We start from the raw sequence: 22288 nt of genomic DNA on the forward strand, positions 1-22288 counted from the left end.
CTCGAAAGTTTTTGCTTTTTTGCTTAATCATTAAAGTAATAACGTGTTAATTCCAACGCACTGCGTTCCATAATACAAGTGCCATATTCGACTAAAGTATCCTGAGTGACAGTTGTTTTATGAGCAAATTCTAAAATTTGTGCAATTTCATTATCAACATTTGTTTTTTCTAATTCATCGGTTAAGAACAAAACTTGTAAGTAATAACGATCGTTGTACGTGTATAAGTTAGTCAAAACAGATTGCATGAAGACTTCTTTGGATAATTGAATCATCGCTTCAAAATTATCTAATTCAAAGATTACATTTCTGTTTGTTTCATCTGTGACTTCCATCTCATCAAGTTCATCGGCGGCTGCTTTGTCTGCTTCAATTTGTTTGCGAATTAATTCGCTAACATCTGCATTGACTTCGCTCAGACCTTCTAAGGAAGACAAGTCGTCCATAGCGACATTTTTACTAATAAACAGTTCTAAACCATCATTTTTAGGCAAGACTTGGAAAGTGACTGCTTCACTGCCTTGGAATTCATCTTCGACATCAACTTCTTCTAAAATACTATAAAAGAAATTTTCAACATCTTTGTGGTTTCCTAGTAAGTCAAGAAAAGTAATCCCTCTATCCGCCAGGTCTTCGTTGCCAATTAACACACGAATCGTATTTTCATTAATATGTTCCATTTCCATAGCGCTACACCTCTCTTTGCTTCAATCAGGAAACTTCTTACGTTCATTGTAGCGAAAACTACACAAAAGTAAAGTGGAAAGTCTGTAAATCCTCGAAAACTAGCGAACGTTTTATAAACTTTGAACTTTTTTAACGATTGGTTTTTCGCTCCTTCTACCTCTTCATCTTAACGCAGTCTCTCCAAAAAAGATACTATTTTTCCTTGACCACGTTCTGCCAAATCAAATGAATACAAGTTCTAAATATGTATTAAAAAGCCAGAGATAAAAATCCCTGGCCCTAAATTCATATGAATCGTTCTTTATTACAATTAACAAATAAAGAACAAAATTTTATATTTTTTATAAACCTGCCATTAATTGTGCTTGGCGCAATTCCAGTTGTCGAACATCTCTTGGTAAGAATCGGCGAATTTCATCTTCGTTAAAACCGACTTGTAATCTTTTCTCATCAATCATAATTGGCCGACGCAACAATCCAGGGTTTTCTTGAACCAACTCTAATAAATCTTGAAGTGGAAGCTCGTCCAAATCCATATTTAATTTTTGGAAAACTTTAGAGCGAGTAGAGATAATCTCTTCTGTTCCATCTTCTGTCATGATTAAAATTGCTTTTAATTCCTCAATATTTAAAGGTTCAGAAAAAATATTTCTTTCTTTAAAAGGAATTTCGTGCTCTTGCAACCAGGCTCTAGCCTTACGACATGACGTGCAACTTGGGGAAGTATAAAGTGTCAACATTGTGCATCACTCCTTTTCGCGAATCATCGCGTTTCTGAAACAGGGAACTGTACTGTTCCTCTATTTAAAACCAGTATACCTAATTTCTAATAAAAATACTAGGGGTTTTTAAACATTTTTTATTAACTTTGTTTATTTTTCCTTCATTACATCCGTGTAAAATTAGGGTTAATTTTTATGAAATTTTATGGATATTCGTTATGATTCTGTAAAAAAGTAATACAGTTTTCTATTTTTATGGTTGCTGTTATAATTTACTTCTCTTGGTGATTTTTCAAGAAGTTCCCATGTATTTTTTTCTAATAAAATGTATAATAGAACTATTCACTATCTTAAGTCTAAAGTCAGGTGGTTATTTAATGAAAACAATTTTTTCTGGTATTCAGCCCAGTGGTACTCCGACAATCGGAAATTACATTGGTGCAATGAAACAATTTATCGAATTACAAAATGAATACAATTGTTATTTTTGTATTGTGGATGAACATGCCATTACCGTTCCCCAAGAACCGCAAAAGCTACGCCAGCAAATTCGTAGCTTAGCAGCTCTTTACCTAGCGGTTGGTTTAGACCCACAAAAAGCAACAATTTTCATACAGTCTGAAGTGAGTGCCCATGCAGAAGCTGGTTGGATCATTCAGTGCAATACTTCTATTGGTGAGTTAGAGCGAATGACACAATTTAAAGATAAATCGCAAAAAAATGGTCGTGCTGGCGTAAGCGCTGGTCTTTTAACATACCCTCCATTAATGGTTGGTGATATCGTGTTGTACAACGCTGACTTAGTGCCAGTCGGAGATGATCAAAAACAACACTTAGAATTAACACGTGATTTTGTGGAACGCTTCAACAAACGTTACGCCCAAAAAAATCAAGAAATTTTAACGATGCCTGAAGTAAAAATCGCTGAGCAAGGTAGTCGAATTATGAGCTTACAAGAACCAACGAAAAAGATGAGTAAGTCTGATACAAATGTGAAGGGCTTTATTTCAATGCTTGATGAGCCAGCAGTGATTCGCAAAAAAATCCGCTCTGCTGTAACTGATTCAACTGGTGTAATTGAATATAATAAAGAAGAAAAGCCTGGTATTACTAACTTACTAAATATTTATTCTGCTGCGACAGGTCAAACTGTTGAGGAACTTGTTCAAGCATACGAAGGCAAAGGCTATGGAGACTTCAAAGCAGATTTAGCAGAAGCAGTAGTTGCCTTATTAGAACCTATTCAAGTGCGCTACCAAGAGCTTCTAGCTTCAGAAGAATTAGATATGATTTTAGATGAGGGCGCAGAAAACGCTCGCCTGGTAGCCAACAAAACACTTCAACGAATGAAAAATGCTGTTGGTTTGGGAAGAAAAGTTCGGCGCTAACTAAACATAATAAAAACCCGCGAAGTTTTATTCGCGGGTTTTTTTATGTTCTAAATTGAGCATCGTACAGCCGACGATAGTGACCTCTTTGCGCGTACAAAGTTTCATGTGTTCCATCTTCTAAAATTCCTTGGTCACTCACTACGATTATTCGATCAGCATGTTTAATCGTTGCCAGTCTGTGGGCAATAATTAATGTTGTTCGCCCGTCAGCTAACGAGTTTAATGACTCTTGAATCACTTGCTCTGTTTCTGTATCTAATGCAGAAGTCGCTTCATCTAGAATTAAAATCGGCGGGTTCTTCAAGAACATTCGCGCAATTGCCACTCGTTGCTTTTGACCGCCCGATAATTTCACGCCACGTTCGCCAATAATTGTGTCCAAGCCATCTGGCATTAGCTGAATTACATGTTCTAAATGTGCTAATTTCACCGCTTGTTGAATGTCTATTTCTGTAGCATTTAAATTCCCATAAGCAATATTTTCTCGTAATGTTCCAGGGAATAAAAACACATCTTGTTGAACAATTCCAATTTGCTTACGTAATGAAGCCAAGGTCATTTGCTGGATATTTCTACCGTCAATCGTAATTTCACCACTACTGACTTCATAAAAACGAGGCAACAGATTGCACAAGGTCGTTTTTCCTGAACCACTTTGTCCAACAAAAGCAACGGTTTCACCAGGTTGAATTTTTAAATTGATATGGTCTAAAACTTTTGTGCCATCTTCATAAGCAAATGAAACATCTTTATAGGCAATCGTTCCCTCTAAATGCGAAACAGCAACAGCTCCTGGCAAATCTTTGATGGACGGTTGTTTGTCCATTTCTTCCGTAAAACGTTTAAAGCCAGCAAATCCTTTGGGATAGCTTTCAATCATATTGTTGACTTTTTCAATCGGCCGAATAAAAATATTGGCTAATAAAATAAATCCTACAAACTGTCCTTCTGTAATTTCTCCTTTAATTGTATAATACGCACCAAAAATTAATGAAAATAAATTTATCAGACGAATTAATAAGTAATTATAGGCGGAACTGACACCCATCACTTTATAAAAATATAATTTCGATTTTCGATACATTTGATTTAAATAATTAAACTGTTTTCGTTCAAATGGTTCATTTGCAAAAGATTGCGTGACACGTATCCCACTTACTGACGCTTCAATCCCAGCATTAAATTCACCTAAATTATCGTAAATATCCGTATTCGCTTTTGTCATTTTTTTATTAAAATAGCCTAGCGCAATCGTGATAAATGGCAATAAAATAAACGTAGCGATGGCTAATTTCACGTGAATGGTTAACATTAATAAAAAAGAACCTGCTAACGTCATAATCGTAATAAAGACGTCTTCTGGACCATGATGCGCCACTTCCGAAATTTCAAAAAGATCAGTGGTCAAACGGCTCATTAATTTCCCTGTTTTTTGATTATCATAATACTCAAACGGTTGTGTTTGCAGATGTTGATATAATTCTTCACGCATATCTGTTTCAATATTCACGCCTAACATATGACCAAAATAAACCACAATAAATTGTAAAAACGTATTGATTATATAAAATGCAAATAAGCCCGCACTAGCTAATGCAATGAGGCGAAAATCTCCTTTTGGCATAATCTTATCAATTACTTGGTTGACTGCTACTGGAAAAGCCAACTCTAACAGCCCCGCAAAAACGGCACACCCAAAATCCAAAATAAATAATCGACGATACGGCCGATAATACCCAAAAAAACGCTTTAACATAACTCCCTAACTCTCCCCCTTCATTCTCATTCATTATACGGAAAAAGACTGTCTCTTGCAAAATTCTAACTTATATCAGAACATGTGTTATTTAAGTAACTTTGACTCAAAATCATTTTCACAAACTTTTCATTATCAGAATATTTTTTCATTTATCGTTTCCATTTTTTCGGTAAAAATAACTATAATTGTCTTTTCCCGCAAGGCTTTGATTTCTGTACAAAACCTTGAAATACAGTGAAAAATACTCTATTTATTTGTGAAAATATCGGCTACAATATAACATATGAAAAGTTTTGTAAAAAAGTTAAGAGGTGCACTTGTTAAATGAGAACCATTGTTTTTGATGTTGATGACACGCTGTACGATCAGCAACAACCCTTTCGAAATGCGATGACTAAAATTTTCCCAAACGTTGCGACAGAGGATATGCATGAATTGTATCTTCGTTTTAGACACCACAGCGATGAAACGTTTCCGAAAGTTTTAGCCAATGAATGGTCCCTAGATTTCATGCGGTTTTTCCGGATGAATGAAACATTAAAGGATCTAAACTATCCAGGAATTTCACAAGAAGAAGGAAAAATTTTCCAACAAGTTTATGAAGAAGAATTGGATAATATTACGATGCATCCAGAAGTTACTAAGCTTCTTGATACTTTACAAGAGAAAGAAATTCCGATGGGGATTATTACAAATGGTCCAACAGACCATCAATTTAAAAAAGTTAAACAATTGAATCTTGAAAAATGGGTTCCAAGCCAAAATATCATTATTTCTCAAAGTACGGGTTTTCAAAAACCTGAAAAGGAAATTTTTGATTTAGCCTGTAATCAATTTTGTATGGAACCTGAACATACTTTATATGTTGGTGATAGTTATGACAATGATATTGTAGGCGCACGTAATGGTGGCTGGCATTCTCTTTGGTTTAACCACCGCTCTCGTGAACTACCAAGTTGCCAACCTGCATCACACCTTGCAGAAGTCACTTGTTTCACCGAACTTTGTCCGACTGTGGAGAAATTATTTAATCTTTAAAAAAAAGCCGCTCTTCAAATTGAAGAACGGCTTTTTTTATTTATTTTTTTGTTTTTTCAGACGTAAAATGATGAACAGGCAGATTATCAGTAAAAGGAGCAATAAACCGATTAAGAGATAAATAAGTTTAGATTCCGTTTTTTTGACGGTTACATCTTTCTCATTAAATGTTTTTGCTTCCTCTTTTGAGATTGTAAATTCTTTCGTAAATTGCCATTTTTTTCCTGAGCCTTCCACAGTCATTGCCAATACATACGTTCCAGCTTCCATTTCATTTTCTTCATAAGGAATAGGGAAATTAAAAATTGAATTGGGCGCCATTTGCATATCTTCTTGTTCTTTCTCTAAAATAACGTTATTTGTTTTCTTATTTTTAACATTTGCCGTTACTTTCATTGATTGAAGATAGGCTGCTTCATGGTTTAACAGTGTTGCAGAAATAACACTGCGCGCATTTCTTTGCGTCGGTTCAACTTTCTCTAAAGACAATTCTGGTTGTACAACTGTTTCATTTTCTCGAAGTAAAACAGCTACTGTATAGGCATAGCGATTTTCAATTGCTAAGCCGTTTGTATTTTCTTTTTGCTTGTCTTTCGTTTCATCGACTTTTTCACTAAACGTGATCCCGCCCGCTAGTTGCCCTGAAAACTCTTCTTTAGGCATCTTCACTCGCAATTCAACTACTTTTTCACTTTTAGCAGGCAATTCAACACTCTCACCGCCGTCTTTCAGTTGAATGATTTCTGATAAATCTGCTGGTGCAGATTTATCTAATGCTGTCAACGACTCACCATATTCAATCACTCCGTTGCTGTTTGTTGTGGCCGACTTCACACTAACATCAATCACTAAATTTTCATCTGTATTATTGGCCGCTCGAACTTTCAAAATTTGTTCTTGGTCTGGTTTCATCATTAAATCAAAATATGTTTTTGTTTTATCTATTTGGTTTTCTGGAATTTCTGTTTCAACACTAAATCGTAATTCTGCTGCTGAGGTTTCAATCCCAAAAGCAAAGAAATAAAAACTTAGGATCATCAGAATAAAATATCTATTTTTCATTTCGCTCTACATTCCATTTCTATGTAAAGGAGAAAGGCTGAGTTCCTCTCTTCCTTTCTCCAAAAAGGTTCTTTTTATGCTGGCGTATTAGCTAATGTCCAAGTAATTGTTGTTTTGTAGGCATCGTTTAATTTAACTGATTTACCTGGCACTTTTAATTGAACATCTTTCATTACTTGACGGCCGTCAACTTCAGCAATTGAACTAGCATTGCCGTATAAGTATGACCATTTCCCAGCACCTTGATCTGTTGCGGCTACCATCACGTTATGACTTTCACCCACTGTACCAAAAGTTACGCTCGCTAAACTTGTTGGTGCAGCGCTTTGTCCTGCTGTCACAGCTGAAGCATTTTGAAAGACAATTTCAGTTCCTTCAAGTGTCTGACCTTTTGTAGCAGAAGTAAATGCAGAATTTTGTTTTGCAGATAAAGTCCAGCCTTCTAAAGTTCCACGATTATCTGTAATTTGAGCAAATAATGGACCCGTTTTTTCAACATTATTTTTATCTTTTAAAACTTGTGCTGATGCAAAATAGATTTCATCTTTTGTGCTGATGATATTTTCACCAAAGTTTAAACTTGAAGCATAGTCCAAGGTTAAGGGGCCTGTAGAACCTTCATCAACTGGTTTGTCAGGATTTACTGGGTCGATAGGTGTCACAGGATCTTTGCCGTCTTTGTCTTCTGGATCCACTACAGGATTTTTGCTGTTAGGATCTTTTTCATCTGGTGCTTTAAATTTTACAATAGCATCTGTGTCGCGATTAGCCACTTCCTCTGCTTGAACTGGTAGTGTGCCTACCGCGATGGTTGCTAAAATTAAGCTGCTTGCGATGGTCATTTTTTTCATGTTAGTGCTCCTTCTCTTCTATTGTTATAGTTTCAATAATTATACGCTTGGTAAATCAGCGATTGTCCATGTTAAAACAGTTTTGTATTGAACAGCATCTTTTGGTGTTGCTCCTGGTACAGTTAATGTGATCGCTGTATTTTTATCTACGCTTTCACCGTCAACTTCCACTTTTTCAATCCCACCGAACGCACTAAGCCAAGTTCCAGAACCTTGACCTTCAGCGGCAGACATCACATTTGATGAATCGCCAGCTACTAAAGTTACTTCATGCGCAGTTGGTGTGACTGCTTTGGAATTAGACACTGCTTTGTTTTGACTTAATTTAATTTCTGAACCGTCTAAAACTTTATTTAATGTTTCTTTTGTCGCTGTTAATTGTGTTTCTTGTTTAACTGTTAAGGCCCAACCGGCATTCGTTCCGCGTTTGTCGGAAATTTGTACATAATTTGGTTTAGGATTAGTCAAATCAGGACCAGAACCGTCTGCCAAGAAAAAGTATTGTGGATTTGCATAATATTTTTCATCTTTATTTGAAATTTTATTTTTGCCAAAGTCTAAACTAGAAGCATAATCGATACTTAGTGGACCAGTTGTTCCTTCATTTGGCTTATTGCCTGTGTCTGGTGTCGTTGGGTCAAAGGGTTCAACAGGTTTTTCGGTATCTGGATTCACTGGATCGACTGGTTTGTTGATAGAGGTATCCGGCGTAAATTCTACGATGGCATTTGATTCATAGTTTTTTTCTTCTGCATTCACTTCTGGTGCAATAGCCACGCCTAAAGTGATAGCGGGGATTGTTGATAAGATAATTTTTTTCATTTTATTGTTCCTTCTTTCTTTTTTTTAAAATAAAACTAGCCATAAAGATGACTATTATTCCGAGATAATTAAACATTTGTTGCTGTTTAGTACCAGTTCGAGGTAAGAAGACTGAGCCTTTTTGATCAACCGTTTTACTTGTTGAATGCTTCAATGATTCTCCACTCACTGCTGGTATTGCTTCCGACTGCTTGGGGAAACGCTGTGGTATCTTACCATCTGGTTTTTCTTTGTTGGCTGGTGGCTCATACTCGCCATAAAAAGAAACTTCTGCATTTGTCGGATAGGCATTTGTTTCAGCAAATACATCAACTGATGAAATCAATCCTAATAGCAATACACCGCTAACTATTTTTTTGATAAGACTCACCCCCTATTTTGCACTGCCATCAGGTACGTCCATCAAGTGCCAAGTTAGTTTTGCTTCGTATTCTTCTGTTTTGGCCGTCCCTCCAGGAACAGATAATAACAACTCTTGGTCATTTTCTTTCCATTGATCAGAAATATTTGTTTCTTGATGTCCATTGACTTGGTTGTGAACAAGAATCGATTGGCCTTCTGGAATGTCCTGTAAGCGATGGTTGGTTCTAAATTTTAAAATATTCGGCAACGTAGCACCTGATTCAGATTTGAAATCAGAAGTAACGGTTAGTGCAAGCGACCAATTATTCCCTGTTTGACGAGTATCCCGTATCACTAATGGTTGATCCATGGAAACAATTGGATATTGGGTCGTGCTACTAGCGATTTGCAGCTCATTCCCAAAGGAAATCGCTGTGGGTACCGTTTTGAACCTGACAGAGCCAACCACAGTGACTGTTAGCGCTAATTCATCAATCTTGTAGCCTTTATCATAGACTTCCACGACCAACTGCTGTTTTCCATAAGTTAGTTCTGGTAATAACAAGGCTTTTTCCTTAAATGTTTTAGAATTAGTGGTTGTTTCATCTGCTAATTTCTGGATTTCTTGGCCCTCTTTTTTGACAATAAATTGTAATCTATTCCCAGCATCGACATCTTGCCAATAAAAAGGCAGGGCTGTTTTTTGAAAGTCATCAATATCGATTGTTTTTTCCATCGACTTTTCTATACGCTCTTTTGACCAAGATAGTTTCGTTTCACTTAAGAAAACTTCTTTGACAGGTTGGACGACTGTTCCAGAAAAGTTCCCTAAGTATGCTTTATCTGTTGATTCCCAGATATAAGAAACGCCTTCATGAGCTTTGGGTAAATTCCATTCAAACAGTCCTTTTGTGGCATCGTAACTTCCATAAGGGCTAATCGTCAGCGGTGGAAATAGTTGACCATCACGAGATACCACCTTATTTTTTAATTGCAGTGGTTTCCCAGCAATATAATCGACAGAAGATAAGATAATCATTTGATTAGATACATCTAGCCCTGTAATGGCCGTTAAGCCTTTTAACGGACTGATATCTGAAATTTGATTTTCTCCCACATCTAAAACTGTTAGATTGAGTGTTTTCTCTAACGGTGCCAAGGAAGAAATTTGATTGTTTCTTGCATACAGTACACGCAGATTAGGAACAGTGCTTAAAGCTTCCAGACTAGCAATCGTTTGATTCATAATACTCAACTCTTCTAGACGTGGCTTATTCGCCAAGGGCGCAATTGTTTTTAATTGATTATTTTCCACATAAAGACGGAGTAGGTTATTTGCTTCCGTAAGCCCATCTAAAGTAGCAATCTGATTATTGGCAGCCCAAATGGTTTCTAAATTACGAAGAGAACGAAGCGGGTCGAAGGAAGTCACTCGATTATTCGGCGTGATTTTTGACGGATGATCTGTCGTATTTTGGATACTTAAATTTTTTAAAGCAGCCATTCCTTCAAGTCCATTTAATGTCGTTAATTGATTGTTCTCAACATACAAGCCTTCTAAATTAATTAATCCTGCTTGACCTAACGGACTAAGATCAGCTATTTTATTGTTTCTCATATATAAAAAACGTAATAGCTTAAATTCACCTTTAGCAAAAGGACTCAAATCTGTTACATTGAGTGAATCTTGAAAAGATAATTCTTCTAAGTTTCTTAGGTATTGAACTCCTTCCACATTAGAAACAACGACATTTTCTAAAATAACTTTATTCAGTTTATCCAATTCTGCTTGGGTGACAGTATTAGAGGTCCGAGATTTGCTTAACTGTTTTCTGATATTTTCCGCAAAGGCTGGATCAGGAAATAGTGTACTGATAGGCGTCGCTTTATCTAAGACAGCACCTGCGTATAATTGGGGCATCATCAGTTGTGCTTCCGTTATCGCTAGTGCTTCATTTGGCGGCTCTTCACTTGTTTCAACAGTCGTTAACTCTTCTGATTGGGGAATCTCCGAACTACTGGTTGCTGAATTTTGCTCTTCTGCCGATGAAGTTTCTGGAATCTTTTCTTCTGAAACAGATGAAACATTTTCTTCACTGGAGGATGCGATTGTTTCGGTCGTTTCGGCGAAAGTTGTTACAGGAAGTAATAAACTATTAGCCAAAAGTAAGGCACTAACTGCGGAGATGCACATTTTTTTCATAAACTTCACCTCCTGATATTTTCTTAATTATAGTGAATATCAACTGAAAATGGGTTCAATTACGACAAACTGTCCAAATTAATTTGTATAGACAAGACAAAGAGCGCCAAATAGGGTTTTCTACCCCTATTTGGCGCTCTTTGTCGCTAAACACAACCAGAATGTATTATGACAAATTCTCAATTATGCCTAGTTTTCTTTTATTTCTTTTAAACTATCCTCTATTTTTTCCAATTGCCCAGCAAAAAATTCTTGTTTGGCTTTTGGTAAAAACAATGTGATAGATAAAAGGATCTGTTCTTTAAAGATTGACCAATCTGCGAATATTTCTTCATTGGTTAAAATCATTTCTATTTTTTCTGCTATTTTTTTCCAGAGGATCATTCGCCAGTTATTTTCACCCACTTCATATTCTTTAAACATGCTTAATACATGAAGAATATGGGGAACATTTTGGCTGACAATCGCCGCAAATAAAAAATCAATAATTACTTGCTCGATAATTTCTAGCGAGCGAATATCAATAATTTCCCGCTCATTGACAGATTGTAGTACACGAAAAAGTAACGAAGTTGGAAACGGCTGCAAGCCAACATTTTTTTGTAATGCTAAAAATTTCAAATTAAAAATAGTATACACATCGGCATTAATTAATCGTTCCAGAATCTGATTTTCTAATGCAATAATCTCTTCTTTTGTCACAACTGTTTGAGGGTTAAAAAGATATTCCAACGCCAACATCGAATACATTACTTCTTGCTTTCCTAAAGCAAAAGACGATTTCTCATAATACGCCCGATAATCTGCAACGATTCGACTACTTTCTTGAAAATTTTTACTAAAGATTGCTTGATTAAACTGCTCCTTAGCTAAAACTGTTTTGGACATTGGCGTTAATTTTTCTGTCATTTCCATCGGCGAAATAGACAAGATTTCGACAATAATGGCTAAATCCGAAATACGCAATTCACTATTTCCTTGGACAAAGCGTTGATAACTTCGACTAGAAACACCATTTTCATCAAAGACACGCAGAGGAATATTTTTTCCTTTACGAATCCGTTCAATTTCTTCACCTAGCGGCCGATATTCCATATATTCTTTTTGTTTCAAACGAATTACTCCATTTCTCTTTAAATAAGATAGCAACTAAGTTGAACGGCTATTCTCCAATGCTTAAAATTGTGCGAATATCTTCTTCCGTCATTTTCGCTAATTGCTCTTCATTTCCTTGAATCACTTTTTGGAACAGCTCGCGTTTCTCTTGCTGTAAGGAATTCATTTTTTCTTCAACCGTTCCTTCTGCAATCATCCGCCACACTTCAACAACCTTTTTTTGTCCCATGCGGTGTGCCCGACCAGCCGCTTGTTCTTCGACTGCGGGATTCCACCATAAATCGTATAAAATAACTGTATCTGCACCAGTTAAATTTAGTCCGGTTCCCCCTGCTTTCAATGAAATTAAGAAGACATCTTTTTCTCCTTCATTGAAGGCATTCGCCATCGTTAACCGATCTTGAGGCTTCGTACTTCCTCGTAAATAAAACGTCTCTAAGCCTAATTCATTCAATTCTTTTTCTAAGATAGAAAGCATGCTTGTGAACTGAGAAAATAATAGGACACGACGATTGTTTTCTTTGGCAGCCACTAAAAAGTCTTTGACTTGTTCCACTTTGCCAGAACCTCCCGTGTAATCCTCAATAAACAAACGCGGATCGCAACAGATTTGTCGTAAACGGGTCAAGCCTGCTAAAATACTCATGCGATTTTTCTTGAAGGTCGCCTGATCCATTTGACTAACATCTGCTTGCATTTGTTTTAGATAGGCCAAATAAACCGTTTTTTGTTCTTCTGTTAAGACACTGTACATATTATTTTCAATTTTTTCTGGTAAGTCTGCGAGCACCGTTTTCTTGTCTCGTCGTAAAATGAATGGTTGAATCATTTTGGCAATTTCTTCCGGCTTAATTTCTCGAAAGGCTTTTTTGCCTGGGAACAATCCCGGTAAGATCATTTGAAAAATTGACCACAGTTCATCTAAATTATTTTCAATTGGTGTGCCACTTAATGCAAAACGTTGTGGTACTTTTAAACTTTTTAAGGCTTGCGCTGTTTTAGTCCCACTATTTTTAACCATTTGGGCCTCATCTAGAATCAAATAGCCGACACGCATTTCCTGATAAAGCTGAACATCTTGTCGCATACTTGCATAAGATGTAATCAGAATATCTTCGGTGCTATTTTGTAAAAGCGCTGCTCGTTCTTGGCGATTGCCAGAAACCACTTGAACATTTAAGGTTGGCGCAAAACGTTTGACTTCGGCTAACCAGTTATAGGTTAAACTTGCAGGAGCGACAATCAAAGCTGTCCCTTTCAAGCGCTCTTCTTCTTTTTCCGAAAGTAAATAGGTAATGGTTTGCAGTGTCTTCCCTAAACCCATTTCATCAGCTAAAATACCGCCAAATTGATAATGGCTAAGCATTTTCAGCCATTTATAACCTGTTTCTTGGTAATGGCGTAACGTTGCTTGTAAGGATTTGGGGACTTGCGCTTCAAAGTTTTCTGGATGCGTTAAATCCGTGACCATTTTTTTAAAGGAATCTGAAAAATGTGCTCGCTCGTTGTCTTCTAATAAACTTTCGATCATGAGGCCTTGATTTTTGGGCACATGAATGACATTGTCTTCTTGATGCATATTTTTTCGTAGCTTCGTTAAAATTGCACTTGTATGGAAAAATTCCTCTGAGTCAAAAGCAAGAATTTCACCACTTTTTAACGTATAAAAAGCATCATTACGTAGCAGACTAGTCAATACTGCATCGATTTCGGTTTCATCAATGCCAGTGACATCAAACCGAATATCTAACCAAGAATCCCCTTCCGCAACTTCAATCGTTGGTTGATGGTGCTGGGCATCTAAATACAATTCCCGTAATTTCCGTCCCATCCGAACTTCTCCTAATTGACGGAAAGCTGGAACTTCGGCTTTAAAGAAATAATACAAGGACTCTCCAGCAGGTAAGACTTTTTCAAAGCCTGTGGTTGTTTGCTGATAGGCAAACTGTTGAAATTGTTGCTTAATTGCTGTTTCTTTTGCTTTATCTCGAACGATTTCTTGATTGACTTCAGGTAATTGAGCATATTTCGGGTTTGTCGAGAAAATGACTTCTCCATAGTGATAGTCAATCCGAGCGTTAATCCGACCTTTAATTTTCTTAAAAATAAAGACTGCTTTTAAAGGATGATGGACGACTAATTCTTCAACTGATTCTTCAACAGACACTCGACCAATTTTTTCCAATAATGGTAACACTTCACTAAATAAATCAGAAACTGTTTCTTTTTCATAAATAATTGACGGCTCTTCCAAGCGTTTCATTAATTGAAGTAACGTGGTGTAGATGGCTTCCTGCTCTTCTGTTAGTAAATAAACCGTTTGATCCGCAATCGCCCAGTGATAGTGGGCTAGAAACGTTGTAATAGGATTCTGAATAGTTAATTTGAAGCTTTGTTCCTCGGTTTTTTGCACTGTAAACGTAAGTGGCAAACTGGTTTCTTTGAACGTTAGATAGCGATACTTATGAGTTTGATTGGTCAATATAAACTGACCCGTTCGATTCATTTTTTCAACTAACGATTGACTGCGATCAATTGGTAATAATAGATAACGTTTGTCGATTTTCCCTTTAACTTGAATACCGTTTGCACCTAATAATTGGCTGGTATGATAAATTGCCGCAAGTTCTGTTAAAATTTCTTGAATCTCCATTGAAAAAGAATCATGTAGCAAAGTAAATTGGTGTTGTTTATTCACCATAAAGGTCATTTCTTTTTCATATGCTTGTAAAAAATCACCAATATTTTTCACAATATATGTTTTAGGTTTGGTGCCTTCCAAACCAATTTTTAAAGAAAGACCAATCGTTGATAATTCTGGATAGTAATTATTCGTTTCGATCACATCTAAATGAAATTCTAAACGTAAAGGCTGCAAGGGAACTTCGGCAGAAGCTTTGCTTAATTTGGCAAAGCCTTTGGTAAACATTTCAGCTGTTGATCGATTTGTTTTCTCAAAACTGACTGTTTGATTCGCTTGAATAATTCTTGACACGCCTCGTTGTTTCAGTGCCAGTTCAACTGCCACTGTATGCTTGCAATAGCCATGTTCCATCCAATATTGACATTCACAAACATCTTGTTCTTTGGCGGTACCATCCAATTCAACAAGATAAAGTTCTTCCCCTAAAACCTCAGACAACCAGATCATTCTTTCTGGATTTTGAACGATAGATAAGACCCGGCCTTCTTGCATATATTCGCGTCCTTGTTCAACGATTCGCTCTGGAATACTCCATTTCATCGACTCACCTCCTCTTCTACTAAGCTAGCTGATAGTGAACGGTACTTTGACCATTCCCATTGCTTTTTATTTGTAATTGTTGTGGAATTCGTGCTTTTAATTCGCCAATATGACTAATAATCCCAATCATGCGGCCTTCATTTTCAATCGTTTCTAACGCCTCCATTGCCATTTCCAATGCTTCTTCATCTAAGGAACCAAAACCTTCATCAATAAACAACGCATCAATTAAGACTCCGCCTGCTTGTTCTTGAATCACTTCTGCTAAAGAAAGTGCCAAAGCTAACGCTGCTATAAAACTTTCCCCGCCTGATAACGTGTGAGCACTGCGCACCGTCCCCGAATTGTCATCATAAATATTGATTTCTAGCCCCGTTTGATTCCGATAACTGCCTGCTTCGTGATTCAATTCAAATTGATAACGACTATTGGTCAGGCGGTCTAAACGCTGATTAGCGACTGTCAGCACTCTTTCTAAATACGTTTGTAACATATACCGTTCAAAACTAATTTTTTTAGGATTATTGCCATTCACCGTATCTGCCAACTGCTGTAGTGCAGCAACTTCCTCAAACTTGTCTTCAATTGTTGTTCTTTGCGCATTAATTTCTTGAACCAACTGTTGGTTATTTTGCATTTTTTCATGCAGTTGATAGTATTTTTTTTCTTGTTCTTCAATTTGTTGTGTTATTTGTTCAATTTCTGTGATGATTAAAGATAATTCTGGGAACGTATCACTAGATAATTTTTTCTCAATTTCAGCGAGTTGGATAGTCAGTTGGGTTTGCTCTTGTTCAAATAAAGCAATTTGTTCTTGCTGACTTTCTAGTGTCGGTACCTCTTTCAACCACTCCGTCAATTGGTCCTCTGTCACTCCTTGTTCCGTTAAAACTGCGTTTAACTGACTCTCAAGTTGTGCGACTGTTTGTTGAAGTGTTTGTTGTTCTTTCTCCAAATGAGTCAACGTACTTTCAAGGATCATTTCTTCTTTCTTCAAGGTTTCTCCTTGTGTCGTCACGTTTTCTTTTTGACGTTCAAATGCAGAGAGTTCTTCTTGAAGCAAAGCTTGTTGTTTGGTCATTTCTTCGTATGTGACGGTTGCATCCAATAATTGGCTAGCAATCATTTGCTGCTGGATAGTGATTCTTTCCAGACTTTGTTGCATTGTTTCTACTTGTTGTCGGAGCACTTCAAAGCGTTGAGAATTTTCAGCTACTTGTTCTTCTAGTTCCGCCAGACGGTCCTTTTCGACTGAAATTTCCGTTAGTTTTTGTGCTATTTGTTGTTTTTCTTTAGCTAATTGCGACTCAACTTCCGCAATTTCTGCAGGTGTTACTTGTGAAAAAGTTAGTCCTGTTAACGGCAACTGCAAGTCAGCAAACTGCGCTGCTAATTGTTCTTGTTCCTCAGTATACGCAGCTTCCTGTTCTTGTAATTGGCTTTCTTTCTGTTGCTTTTCCGCCCCTAATGCAGAGAGCGTTTCAGTAAATCGTTGAACCGTTTTTTCAACTTCCGTTAATTCCCGTTCGGCTTGATCAATCTCTTCTAAGGAAACTTCTTGATGAGTTTGTTGTTTTGGATGTTCTAAAGAGCCACAAACTGGGCAAGGTTCCCCCTCTTCAAGTAACAAGCTTAATCGTTGGATTTGTAAAGAGGCCCATTGACTTTTCTTTGTCTGCAACTTCGCTTCTTCGACGCTTTTTTGTTGCTGTTCAACAGCAAACCGTTGTGTCAACTCGTGCAATTCCCCTTGGTTTTGACTAATTTTTTGCCAAGCTTTTTGATTTTTTTGCCAACGTTCTACAAAATTTTGCCAATGATCTGCTACACTAGAACATTCAAAATTTGCTTTTTCAAGTGTTCCTTCTTGTTCAATAAATTGTTTGGCTGTCGCCACTTTATCCGCCAATGTTGTTTTTTCCTGTTGGCAAGATTCATACTCTTTTTGAATGGCTTGATAATTGGCTTGTTCTGCTATTTTTCGTTGAGCTAACTGTTCATATTCTTGGTATTGTGGTAATTGACGTTGAATCGTTTGAAGACGTTCTTGTTTTTCAGCAATCAATGGTTGTTGTTCTTCCAACTCACTCATGATTGCTTGCCAATCTGTCAATGCTTGTTGCGTTTCCATAAGAGCTTGTTGTTTGGACTTTGTTTCTTGCTCTTTTTGTTGTTTTTCGCTTCGTTTTTCAAAGACTTTTTCAGCTAAAGATTGCTGTTTTTGGCTCCATTTTAATTGCTGAATCTGTTCCTTTAACCGCTCAATGACGGTTTCCTGTTCAGCTTGTTTTGCTTTCTTTTCCAGTAATTCTTCTTTTTGCTGTTGCAAGTTTTGTCGTTCTTCAATAGCATAACGAACTTGCTCTTTTGCTTGTTTGGCTTGTTTTAAGGTTGCAATTTGTTCTCTTTCAACTAATAGTTGTTGCTGAGCCTCTTGTTGTTGGCTTTCTAATAATTGAAGTTTTTCAAAAAGTGTCATTGTCGGTTCAGGTTCTTCTGACCAATGCAACTGTTCTGTTTTCAGTTCAATTTTTTGCTGGGTTTCTTGAATCTCTTGATTGGCAATTTTTAAGCGTTCTTTTAAATTTTCGCTGAACAACTGATACAATTCTGTTCCGAATAAATTACGCAAAACCTTTTCTTTTTCATCACTTTTAGCAATTAAAAAAGTCCGAAACTCTCCTTGTGGTAACAATACAATTTGAGCAAATTGATTGGCATTCAAATGCAATAATTCTTGAATGAGTTCGTCCACTTCGCGTCTTTTAGAATAGGCTCGTAGTTCTTTCCCTTGAGCATCTTTGACAATTAAAGAAATTTTGGCACTTTGTTTACGGACTCCTGTGCCACGTTTTTTAAAAAGTTCTTGTTCGGGAAGGCGGTTCAGTTCATAGAGATACTCGTTATGTTTAAAAAGCAAAGTAACTTCAGTGGCTTCTGAGGGGTCAGCAAATGTGGAACGCATTTCTTTGCCTAAACGTAATTTCCCAGAACTTTCACCAAACAAAGCATAGCTCATTCCATCAAAAATCGTTGTTTTCCCAGACCCTGTTTTTCCACTAATTAGAAAAAGTGAAGAATCTTCAAACTTCGTAAAATCAATGGTTTCATTAATATACGGTCCGAAGTTTTTCAATGTTAAAGATAATGGTTTCATCCTGTTACTTCCCTCTTTCTAATTGATTAAGTGTACTCAGTTCTTCTTGGACCCATTGTGCTTGTTGTTCTGTCAAGGCCTCTCCTGTCACATCGTTAAAAAAGTCATGCAGATGTTCTTCTGGTGAACGTTGTTCTATTTGTACCACTTTTTTCTGATTTCCGTTGCTTGTTTCTCGACCATTCAAACGTTCCAGCCCAATAATTTTGGGGTAAATTTTTCGCAATTGATTCATCATGTTGGGAATGATCGCTCGGTCGGTTAATTGGACATGTAAATAATTTTCCCGATTCACTTCTTGATAAAAAGCGGGATCCGTTAACTGCTGAAACGAGCCCGTCAATTGTTGAATGTCTCGCAATGGTTTCAAAGTACGGAATTGAAAATGAACTTCAGTTTCTGTTTCAACAAGCCAAACACCCTTTTCTTGTGTCATTTCTGATAAAGAAAATTTTACAGGCGAGCCACTGTATCGAGCATTAGGTGCCTGCAACGCATTTTTTCCATGTAAGTGGCCCAACGCGACATAATCAAAAGGCTCTAACAAAGCCGTCGGTACAACATCCAAACCACCCACTGTTAATTTTGTTTCAGAATCAGTTTTTTCACTGCCAGCGACAAAAAAATGACTAACTAACACCTGTTTTTTATTGGGGAGAAAAGATTCTTGCATTTTCGCGACAACTTTTTCCATCGCCGCCTGAATCGTTCGAATCGTTTCATCTTCAAAATATAAGCGAGCCGCAATCGGTTCAAAATAAGGCAACAAATAAAATTGGGTATTGTCGATTTCAATTGGTTGAAAGGCTTGTTCTAAACGCGTATTCAAATGAAATTGCGTTTGGTTAAACCAAGGGCCTCCTGTTTCTAAACGAGTGCTGCTATCATGGTTTCCCGAAATAGCTAACACGGGTAAATGCTCTTTGAGATTCATTTGAATCATCATTTCATTAAAAATCTCGACTGCTTCAACCGCTGGAACAGAGCGATCATACAAATCTCCAGCGATCACAACAGCATCCACTTGCTCTTCTTTCGCAATTGCTAAGATTTGTTTAAAGGCTTCCTTTTGTTCTGCCAATAAATCAAAACCATGTAATTTTTTGCCAATATGCCAATCTGCTGTATGTAAAAATTTCATTTTTTCACCGCCTAAAAAAGTCCTTCTTATTATTATAACAAATTTCTGGTATTTTTTAAGAAAATCGGACAGAAGAATTAGATTTTTAACAAACTTTTTTCTTAACACAAGAAAAAAGACAGGGAGCATCATCTTTTGATGAGACTACCTGCCAGTAACATTCCTATTTTGTAGCGGTTTGTTTTATTCTTTTTCTGTTGATTCATATTTAAAAGTTGGATCAATTTCTTTATCTAACTGATCAAATGCTTCTTGCATCCGACGTTCCACTTCAGCTAAACCGTCTTTATCCATTTTTTTAATATCGCTAATATCGATTGGCTCCCCAAAACGAACCGTTACTTTTTTACGTTTAAACAACTCTTTTAAAGTTAACGGACCTTGATAAACAGATGGCACGATAGGTACTCGCCCCATTTTAGCAATCAAGGCTACCCCGCCTTTTAATTCTGAGGAATGACGCGTGCCACTAGGGAACATAATCAAACTTAAATCAGAATTTTTTAAAATTTTGACAGGTGTTTTAATCGCGCTGGGACCGGGCTTCTCACGATCCACTGGAAACGCATTCGCATGTTTTAAAATGAAACGTAAAACAGGATTTTTAAACAACTCTTTTTTTGCCATAAAGCTAAACTTCTTAGGACTGCCAGCAACAGCTAAATACAGCGGTTCCCACCATGTTCGATGCGGCGCAACTAAGACATAGTTTTGGTCTTTTGGTAATTTTTCTTTATTTTCATAATGTGCATTTCCATTAATCACAAATAAAATGACGCGAACTACGCCACGCATAAATGTAAAAAACATAATTTTCTTCCTTTCTTCTCTCCGCTTTCTAGTATGCCGAAAGCTCTACCTTTTGACAAGCTTTTTTTACTTCTATCAATCAGAGAAATAACATGTCCCTATTAATCTAGGGAACAGATTTTGTCATACGGGTTTAAAAGTAGTATAATACATGAACAATCAGATGAAAAGTTGGAGGTTCTTAATCTATGTTATTATCCGGCGAACGGATTGATCAATTATATGCGGATGATATTCAAATTATTCAAAGCAAAGAAGTCTTTTCTTTTTCCATTGATGCAGTCTTATTGGCTAATTTTCCGCAACTACCAAAAAAAGGCAAGATTGTCGATTTGTGTGCTGGCAATGGCGCGGTCGGCCTCTTCGTTAGTCGGAAAACAGCTGCAAAGATCGACCAAATCGAATTACAACCTCGTTTGGCAGATATGGGTCAACGAAGTATTCTATTAAATAAATTGGAAAAACAAGTAACGATGTATGAACGTGATTTAAAACAAGCGACAGAGGTCATCAAAAAAGATTCTGTTGATTTAGTACTATGTAATCCCCCATACTTTAAAGAACGACCAACTAGCCAAAAAAATCCAAACCCGCATTTAGCGATTGCCCGTCATGAAATTCACACGTCTCTTCAAGAAGTGGTCACTGTGTCGGCGGATTTATTAAAAACAAATGGTCGCCTCGCAATGGTTCATCGTCCTGATCGTTTCCTGGATATTTTACATGCCATGGAAAACGCCAATATTGCGCCGAAAAAAGCTCGGTTTGTTTATCCGAAGCCAGGCAAAGAAGCCAATGTTTTACTAATTGAAGGCATTAAGCAAGGCAAAAAAGACGGTTTTCGTGTGTTACCACCTCTTTTTACATACAATGAGAAGAACGAATACGAAGCAGAAATGAAGGCTATGCTGTATGGAGAATAAGAAATCCCATTATTTTTATGTTTTACTTTGCCAAGATGGTTCCTTTTACGGTGGCTATACAACTGAGCCAGAACGTCGATTAACCGAACATAATAGCGGAACTGGTGCAAAATATACACGATTAGCCAAACGACGGCCAGTCAAAATGATTCATACAGAGAAATTTGAAACACGTAGCGCGGCCACTAAAGCCGAAGCCGCCTTTAAAAAATTAACGCGCAAACAAAAAGAGCAGTATTTAAAAACCTTTCATTAAATGACAACAAGCAAAAAGAAACAGCCATCATTTCATTGATGAAATGATGGCTGTTTCTTTCTCTTTTTAAACTAAGTTCTCGACAAAATGAATAACCATTTCGGCTGATTTTTTCCCAGCTTCATCGATGAATTCGTCAAAGCTTTGAGTTGCTTCGCCATCTGCTGTATCACTCATTGCCCGTACAACTAAGAATGGAATATTGAACTGTGAAGCCGCTTGGCCAATTGCTGCGCCTTCCATTTCGCAAGCTAAGGCTTCAGGAAACTCTTTCTTAATTTTGGCGATTTTCTCAGCGCTATCCACAAAAGTATCTCCAGTAACAATCAATCCTTTACGAATAGCTAAACCAGTTTTTTCAGCAGCTTTCGCAATTTCCATCCGCAAGTATTCACTTGTTTCAAAATACAAAGGTACACCACCAGGCAATTGTCCATAGGCATAACCAAAACCAGTGACATCAACATCAAAGTAAGCTAATTTGTCTGCAATGACTAAATCGCCGACTTTTAGTCCTTCACCGATACCACCAGCAGAACCGGTATTAATCACCATATTTACGCCATATTGATGAATCAATAAAGTCGTGGTCACAGCTGAGGCCACTTTACCAATTCCTGAACGAACCACAATCACCTCATGTCTTCCTAACGAACCAGAAACAAATAAAGCGCCTGCTCGTTCCCATGACATCGTATCTGTCAATTTTTCTTTTAGAATTTTGACCTCTTGATCCATTGCTCCAATAATTCCAATTTTCATAG

General features: G+C 37.1%; 18 protein-coding genes. 4 read left to right on the forward strand and 14 right to left on the reverse strand.

The genetic code is table 11. The annotated features are described in order from the left end of the window. Positions 1-23: 23 nt before the first annotated feature. Entirely contained in the window at positions 24-686 is a 663-nt protein-coding gene (locus IGJ37_RS10185) for an adaptor protein MecA (protein ID WP_048737912.1), read from the reverse strand. Between the two features lie 342 nt (positions 687-1028). After that, positions 1029-1427 (reverse strand): transcriptional regulator SpxA, encoded by a 399-nt coding sequence (gene spxA / locus IGJ37_RS10190; protein ID WP_002356477.1) that lies wholly within the window; start codon positions 1425-1427, stop codon positions 1029-1031. A gap of 359 nt (positions 1428-1786) precedes the next feature. Between spxA and trpS the strand changes: the two genes are divergently transcribed. Next, entirely contained in the window at positions 1787-2797 is a 1011-nt protein-coding gene (trpS, locus tag IGJ37_RS10195; RefSeq protein WP_002356476.1) for a tryptophan--tRNA ligase, read from the forward strand. A 43-nt stretch (positions 2798-2840) separates the two neighbouring features. Here the strand turns inward: trpS and IGJ37_RS10200 are convergent, their stop codons facing one another. Continuing rightward, complete coding sequence (locus tag IGJ37_RS10200; RefSeq protein ID WP_002394119.1) at positions 2841-4556, reverse strand: ABC transporter ATP-binding protein; 1716 nt, start codon at positions 4554-4556, stop codon at positions 2841-2843. Between the two features lie 327 nt (positions 4557-4883). Between IGJ37_RS10200 and IGJ37_RS10205 the strand changes: the two genes are divergently transcribed. Then, positions 4884-5597 carry an HAD family hydrolase gene (locus IGJ37_RS10205; protein ID WP_002356474.1) on the forward strand — a complete coding sequence of 238 codons (714 nt, stop codon included), beginning with the start codon at positions 4884-4886 and terminating at the stop codon, positions 5595-5597. Between the two features lie 36 nt (positions 5598-5633). Here the strand turns inward: IGJ37_RS10205 and elrE are convergent, their stop codons facing one another. The 10 genes from elrE to IGJ37_RS10255 all read right to left on the reverse strand — a co-directional run bounded on the left by elrE (position 5634) and on the right by IGJ37_RS10255 (position 20345). Further along, positions 5634-6659: a transmembrane protein ElrE gene (gene elrE / locus IGJ37_RS10210; protein WP_325815101.1), complete on the reverse strand. Its 1026-nt coding sequence runs from the start codon at positions 6657-6659 to the stop codon at positions 5634-5636. A 74-nt stretch (positions 6660-6733) separates the two neighbouring features. Then, complete coding sequence (gene elrD, locus IGJ37_RS10215; protein ID WP_002414060.1) at positions 6734-7510, reverse strand: WxL domain-containing protein ElrD; 777 nt, start codon at positions 7508-7510, stop codon at positions 6734-6736. Positions 7511-7549: 39 nt separating this feature from the next. Continuing rightward, positions 7550-8332 (reverse strand): WxL domain-containing protein ElrC, encoded by a 783-nt coding sequence (elrC, locus tag IGJ37_RS10220; protein WP_002362540.1) that lies wholly within the window; start codon positions 8330-8332, stop codon positions 7550-7552. A 1-nt stretch (position 8333) separates the two neighbouring features. Next, a complete protein-coding gene (gene elrB, locus IGJ37_RS10225; RefSeq protein ID WP_325815102.1) occupies positions 8334-8702 on the reverse strand; it encodes an LPXTG anchor domain-containing protein ElrB in 369 nt (122 codons plus the stop codon). A gap of 3 nt (positions 8703-8705) precedes the next feature. After that, positions 8706-10877, reverse strand: coding sequence for an enterococcal leucine-rich protein ElrA (gene elrA, locus IGJ37_RS10230; protein ID WP_252671552.1), 2172 nt, complete (start codon positions 10875-10877; stop codon positions 8706-8708). 189 nt (positions 10878-11066) lie between these two features. Beyond that, entirely contained in the window at positions 11067-11972 is a 906-nt protein-coding gene (gene elrR / locus IGJ37_RS10235; RefSeq protein WP_002385708.1) for an Rgg family transcriptional regulator ElrR, read from the reverse strand. Between the two features lie 67 nt (positions 11973-12039). After that, the gene (locus tag IGJ37_RS10240) at positions 12040-15237 is read right to left on the reverse strand and encodes an SNF2 helicase associated domain-containing protein (protein WP_430598917.1); all 3198 of its coding nucleotides are present in this window, start codon (positions 15235-15237) and stop codon (positions 12040-12042) included. Between the two features lie 19 nt (positions 15238-15256). Then, positions 15257-18394, reverse strand: a complete 3138-nt coding sequence (locus IGJ37_RS10245; protein ID WP_002385705.1) for an SbcC/MukB-like Walker B domain-containing protein — start codon at positions 18392-18394, stop codon at positions 15257-15259. 4 nt (positions 18395-18398) lie between these two features. Continuing rightward, positions 18399-19667 carry an exonuclease SbcCD subunit D gene (locus IGJ37_RS10250; protein ID WP_014525046.1) on the reverse strand — a complete coding sequence of 423 codons (1269 nt, stop codon included), beginning with the start codon at positions 19665-19667 and terminating at the stop codon, positions 18399-18401. Between the two features lie 51 nt (positions 19668-19718). Further along, positions 19719-20345 (reverse strand): lysophospholipid acyltransferase family protein, encoded by a 627-nt coding sequence (locus IGJ37_RS10255; protein WP_002356461.1) that lies wholly within the window; start codon positions 20343-20345, stop codon positions 19719-19721. Positions 20346-20533: 188 nt separating this feature from the next. Between IGJ37_RS10255 and IGJ37_RS10260 the strand changes: the two genes are divergently transcribed. Together IGJ37_RS10260 and IGJ37_RS10265 are read left to right on the forward strand one after the other, a co-directional pair. After that, complete coding sequence (locus IGJ37_RS10260; protein ID WP_002356457.1) at positions 20534-21268, forward strand: tRNA1(Val) (adenine(37)-N6)-methyltransferase; 735 nt, start codon at positions 20534-20536, stop codon at positions 21266-21268. Further along, positions 21258-21524, forward strand: a complete 267-nt coding sequence (locus IGJ37_RS10265) for a GIY-YIG nuclease family protein (protein ID WP_002356455.1) — start codon at positions 21258-21260, stop codon at positions 21522-21524. The genes IGJ37_RS10260 and IGJ37_RS10265 overlap by 11 nt, the downstream gene beginning before the upstream one ends. Before the next feature lie 66 nt (positions 21525-21590). On the opposite strand, the gene IGJ37_RS10270 is transcribed toward IGJ37_RS10265, so the two are convergent. Further along, positions 21591-22286: a 5'-methylthioadenosine/adenosylhomocysteine nucleosidase gene (locus tag IGJ37_RS10270; RefSeq protein WP_002356454.1), complete on the reverse strand. Its 696-nt coding sequence runs from the start codon at positions 22284-22286 to the stop codon at positions 21591-21593. Positions 22287-22288: the final 2 nt, after the last annotated feature.

It is taken from the genome of Enterococcus sp. AZ104 (assembly GCF_050546705.1).
Lineage (GTDB): Bacteria > Bacillota > Bacilli > Lactobacillales > Enterococcaceae > Enterococcus > Enterococcus faecalis.

Excerpts from the sequence above, each read along its gene's own strand:
- IGJ37_RS10185 (WP_048737912.1), bottom strand. The coding sequence starts at position 686 with ATGGAAATGGAACATATTAATGAAAATACGATTCGTGTGTTAATTGGC.
- spxA (WP_002356477.1), bottom strand. The coding sequence starts at position 1,427 with ATGTTGACACTTTATACTTCCCCAAGTTGCACGTCATGTCGTAAGGCT.
- trpS (WP_002356476.1), top strand. The coding sequence starts at position 1,787 with ATGAAAACAATTTTTTCTGGTATTCAGCCCAGTGGTACTCCGACAATC.
- IGJ37_RS10200 (WP_002394119.1), bottom strand. The coding sequence starts at position 4,556 with ATGTTAAAGCGTTTTTTTGGGTATTATCGGCCGTATCGTCGATTATTT.
- IGJ37_RS10205 (WP_002356474.1), top strand. The coding sequence starts at position 4,884 with ATGAGAACCATTGTTTTTGATGTTGATGACACGCTGTACGATCAGCAA.
- elrE (WP_325815101.1), bottom strand. The coding sequence starts at position 6,659 with ATGAAAAATAGATATTTTATTCTGATGATCCTAAGTTTTTATTTCTTT.
- elrD (WP_002414060.1), bottom strand. The coding sequence starts at position 7,510 with ATGAAAAAAATGACCATCGCAAGCAGCTTAATTTTAGCAACCATCGCG.
- elrC (WP_002362540.1), bottom strand. The coding sequence starts at position 8,332 with ATGAAAAAAATTATCTTATCAACAATCCCCGCTATCACTTTAGGCGTG.
- elrA (WP_252671552.1), bottom strand. The coding sequence starts at position 10,877 with ATGAAAAAAATGTGCATCTCCGCAGTTAGTGCCTTACTTTTGGCTAAT.
- elrR (WP_002385708.1), bottom strand. The coding sequence starts at position 11,972 with ATGGAATATCGGCCGCTAGGTGAAGAAATTGAACGGATTCGTAAAGGA.
- IGJ37_RS10240 (WP_430598917.1), bottom strand. The coding sequence starts at position 15,237 with ATGAAATGGAGTATTCCAGAGCGAATCGTTGAACAAGGACGCGAATAT.
- IGJ37_RS10245 (WP_002385705.1), bottom strand. The coding sequence starts at position 18,394 with ATGAAACCATTATCTTTAACATTGAAAAACTTCGGACCGTATATTAAT.
- IGJ37_RS10250 (WP_014525046.1), bottom strand. The coding sequence starts at position 19,667 with ATGATGCTCCCTGTCTTTTTTCTTGTGTTAAGAAAAAAGTTTGTTAAA.
- IGJ37_RS10255 (WP_002356461.1), bottom strand. The coding sequence starts at position 20,345 with ATGTTTTTTACATTTATGCGTGGCGTAGTTCGCGTCATTTTATTTGTG.
- IGJ37_RS10260 (WP_002356457.1), top strand. The coding sequence starts at position 20,534 with ATGTTATTATCCGGCGAACGGATTGATCAATTATATGCGGATGATATT.
- IGJ37_RS10265 (WP_002356455.1), top strand. The coding sequence starts at position 21,258 with ATGGAGAATAAGAAATCCCATTATTTTTATGTTTTACTTTGCCAAGAT.
- IGJ37_RS10270 (WP_002356454.1), bottom strand. The coding sequence starts at position 22,286 with ATGAAAATTGGAATTATTGGAGCAATGGATCAAGAGGTCAAAATTCTA.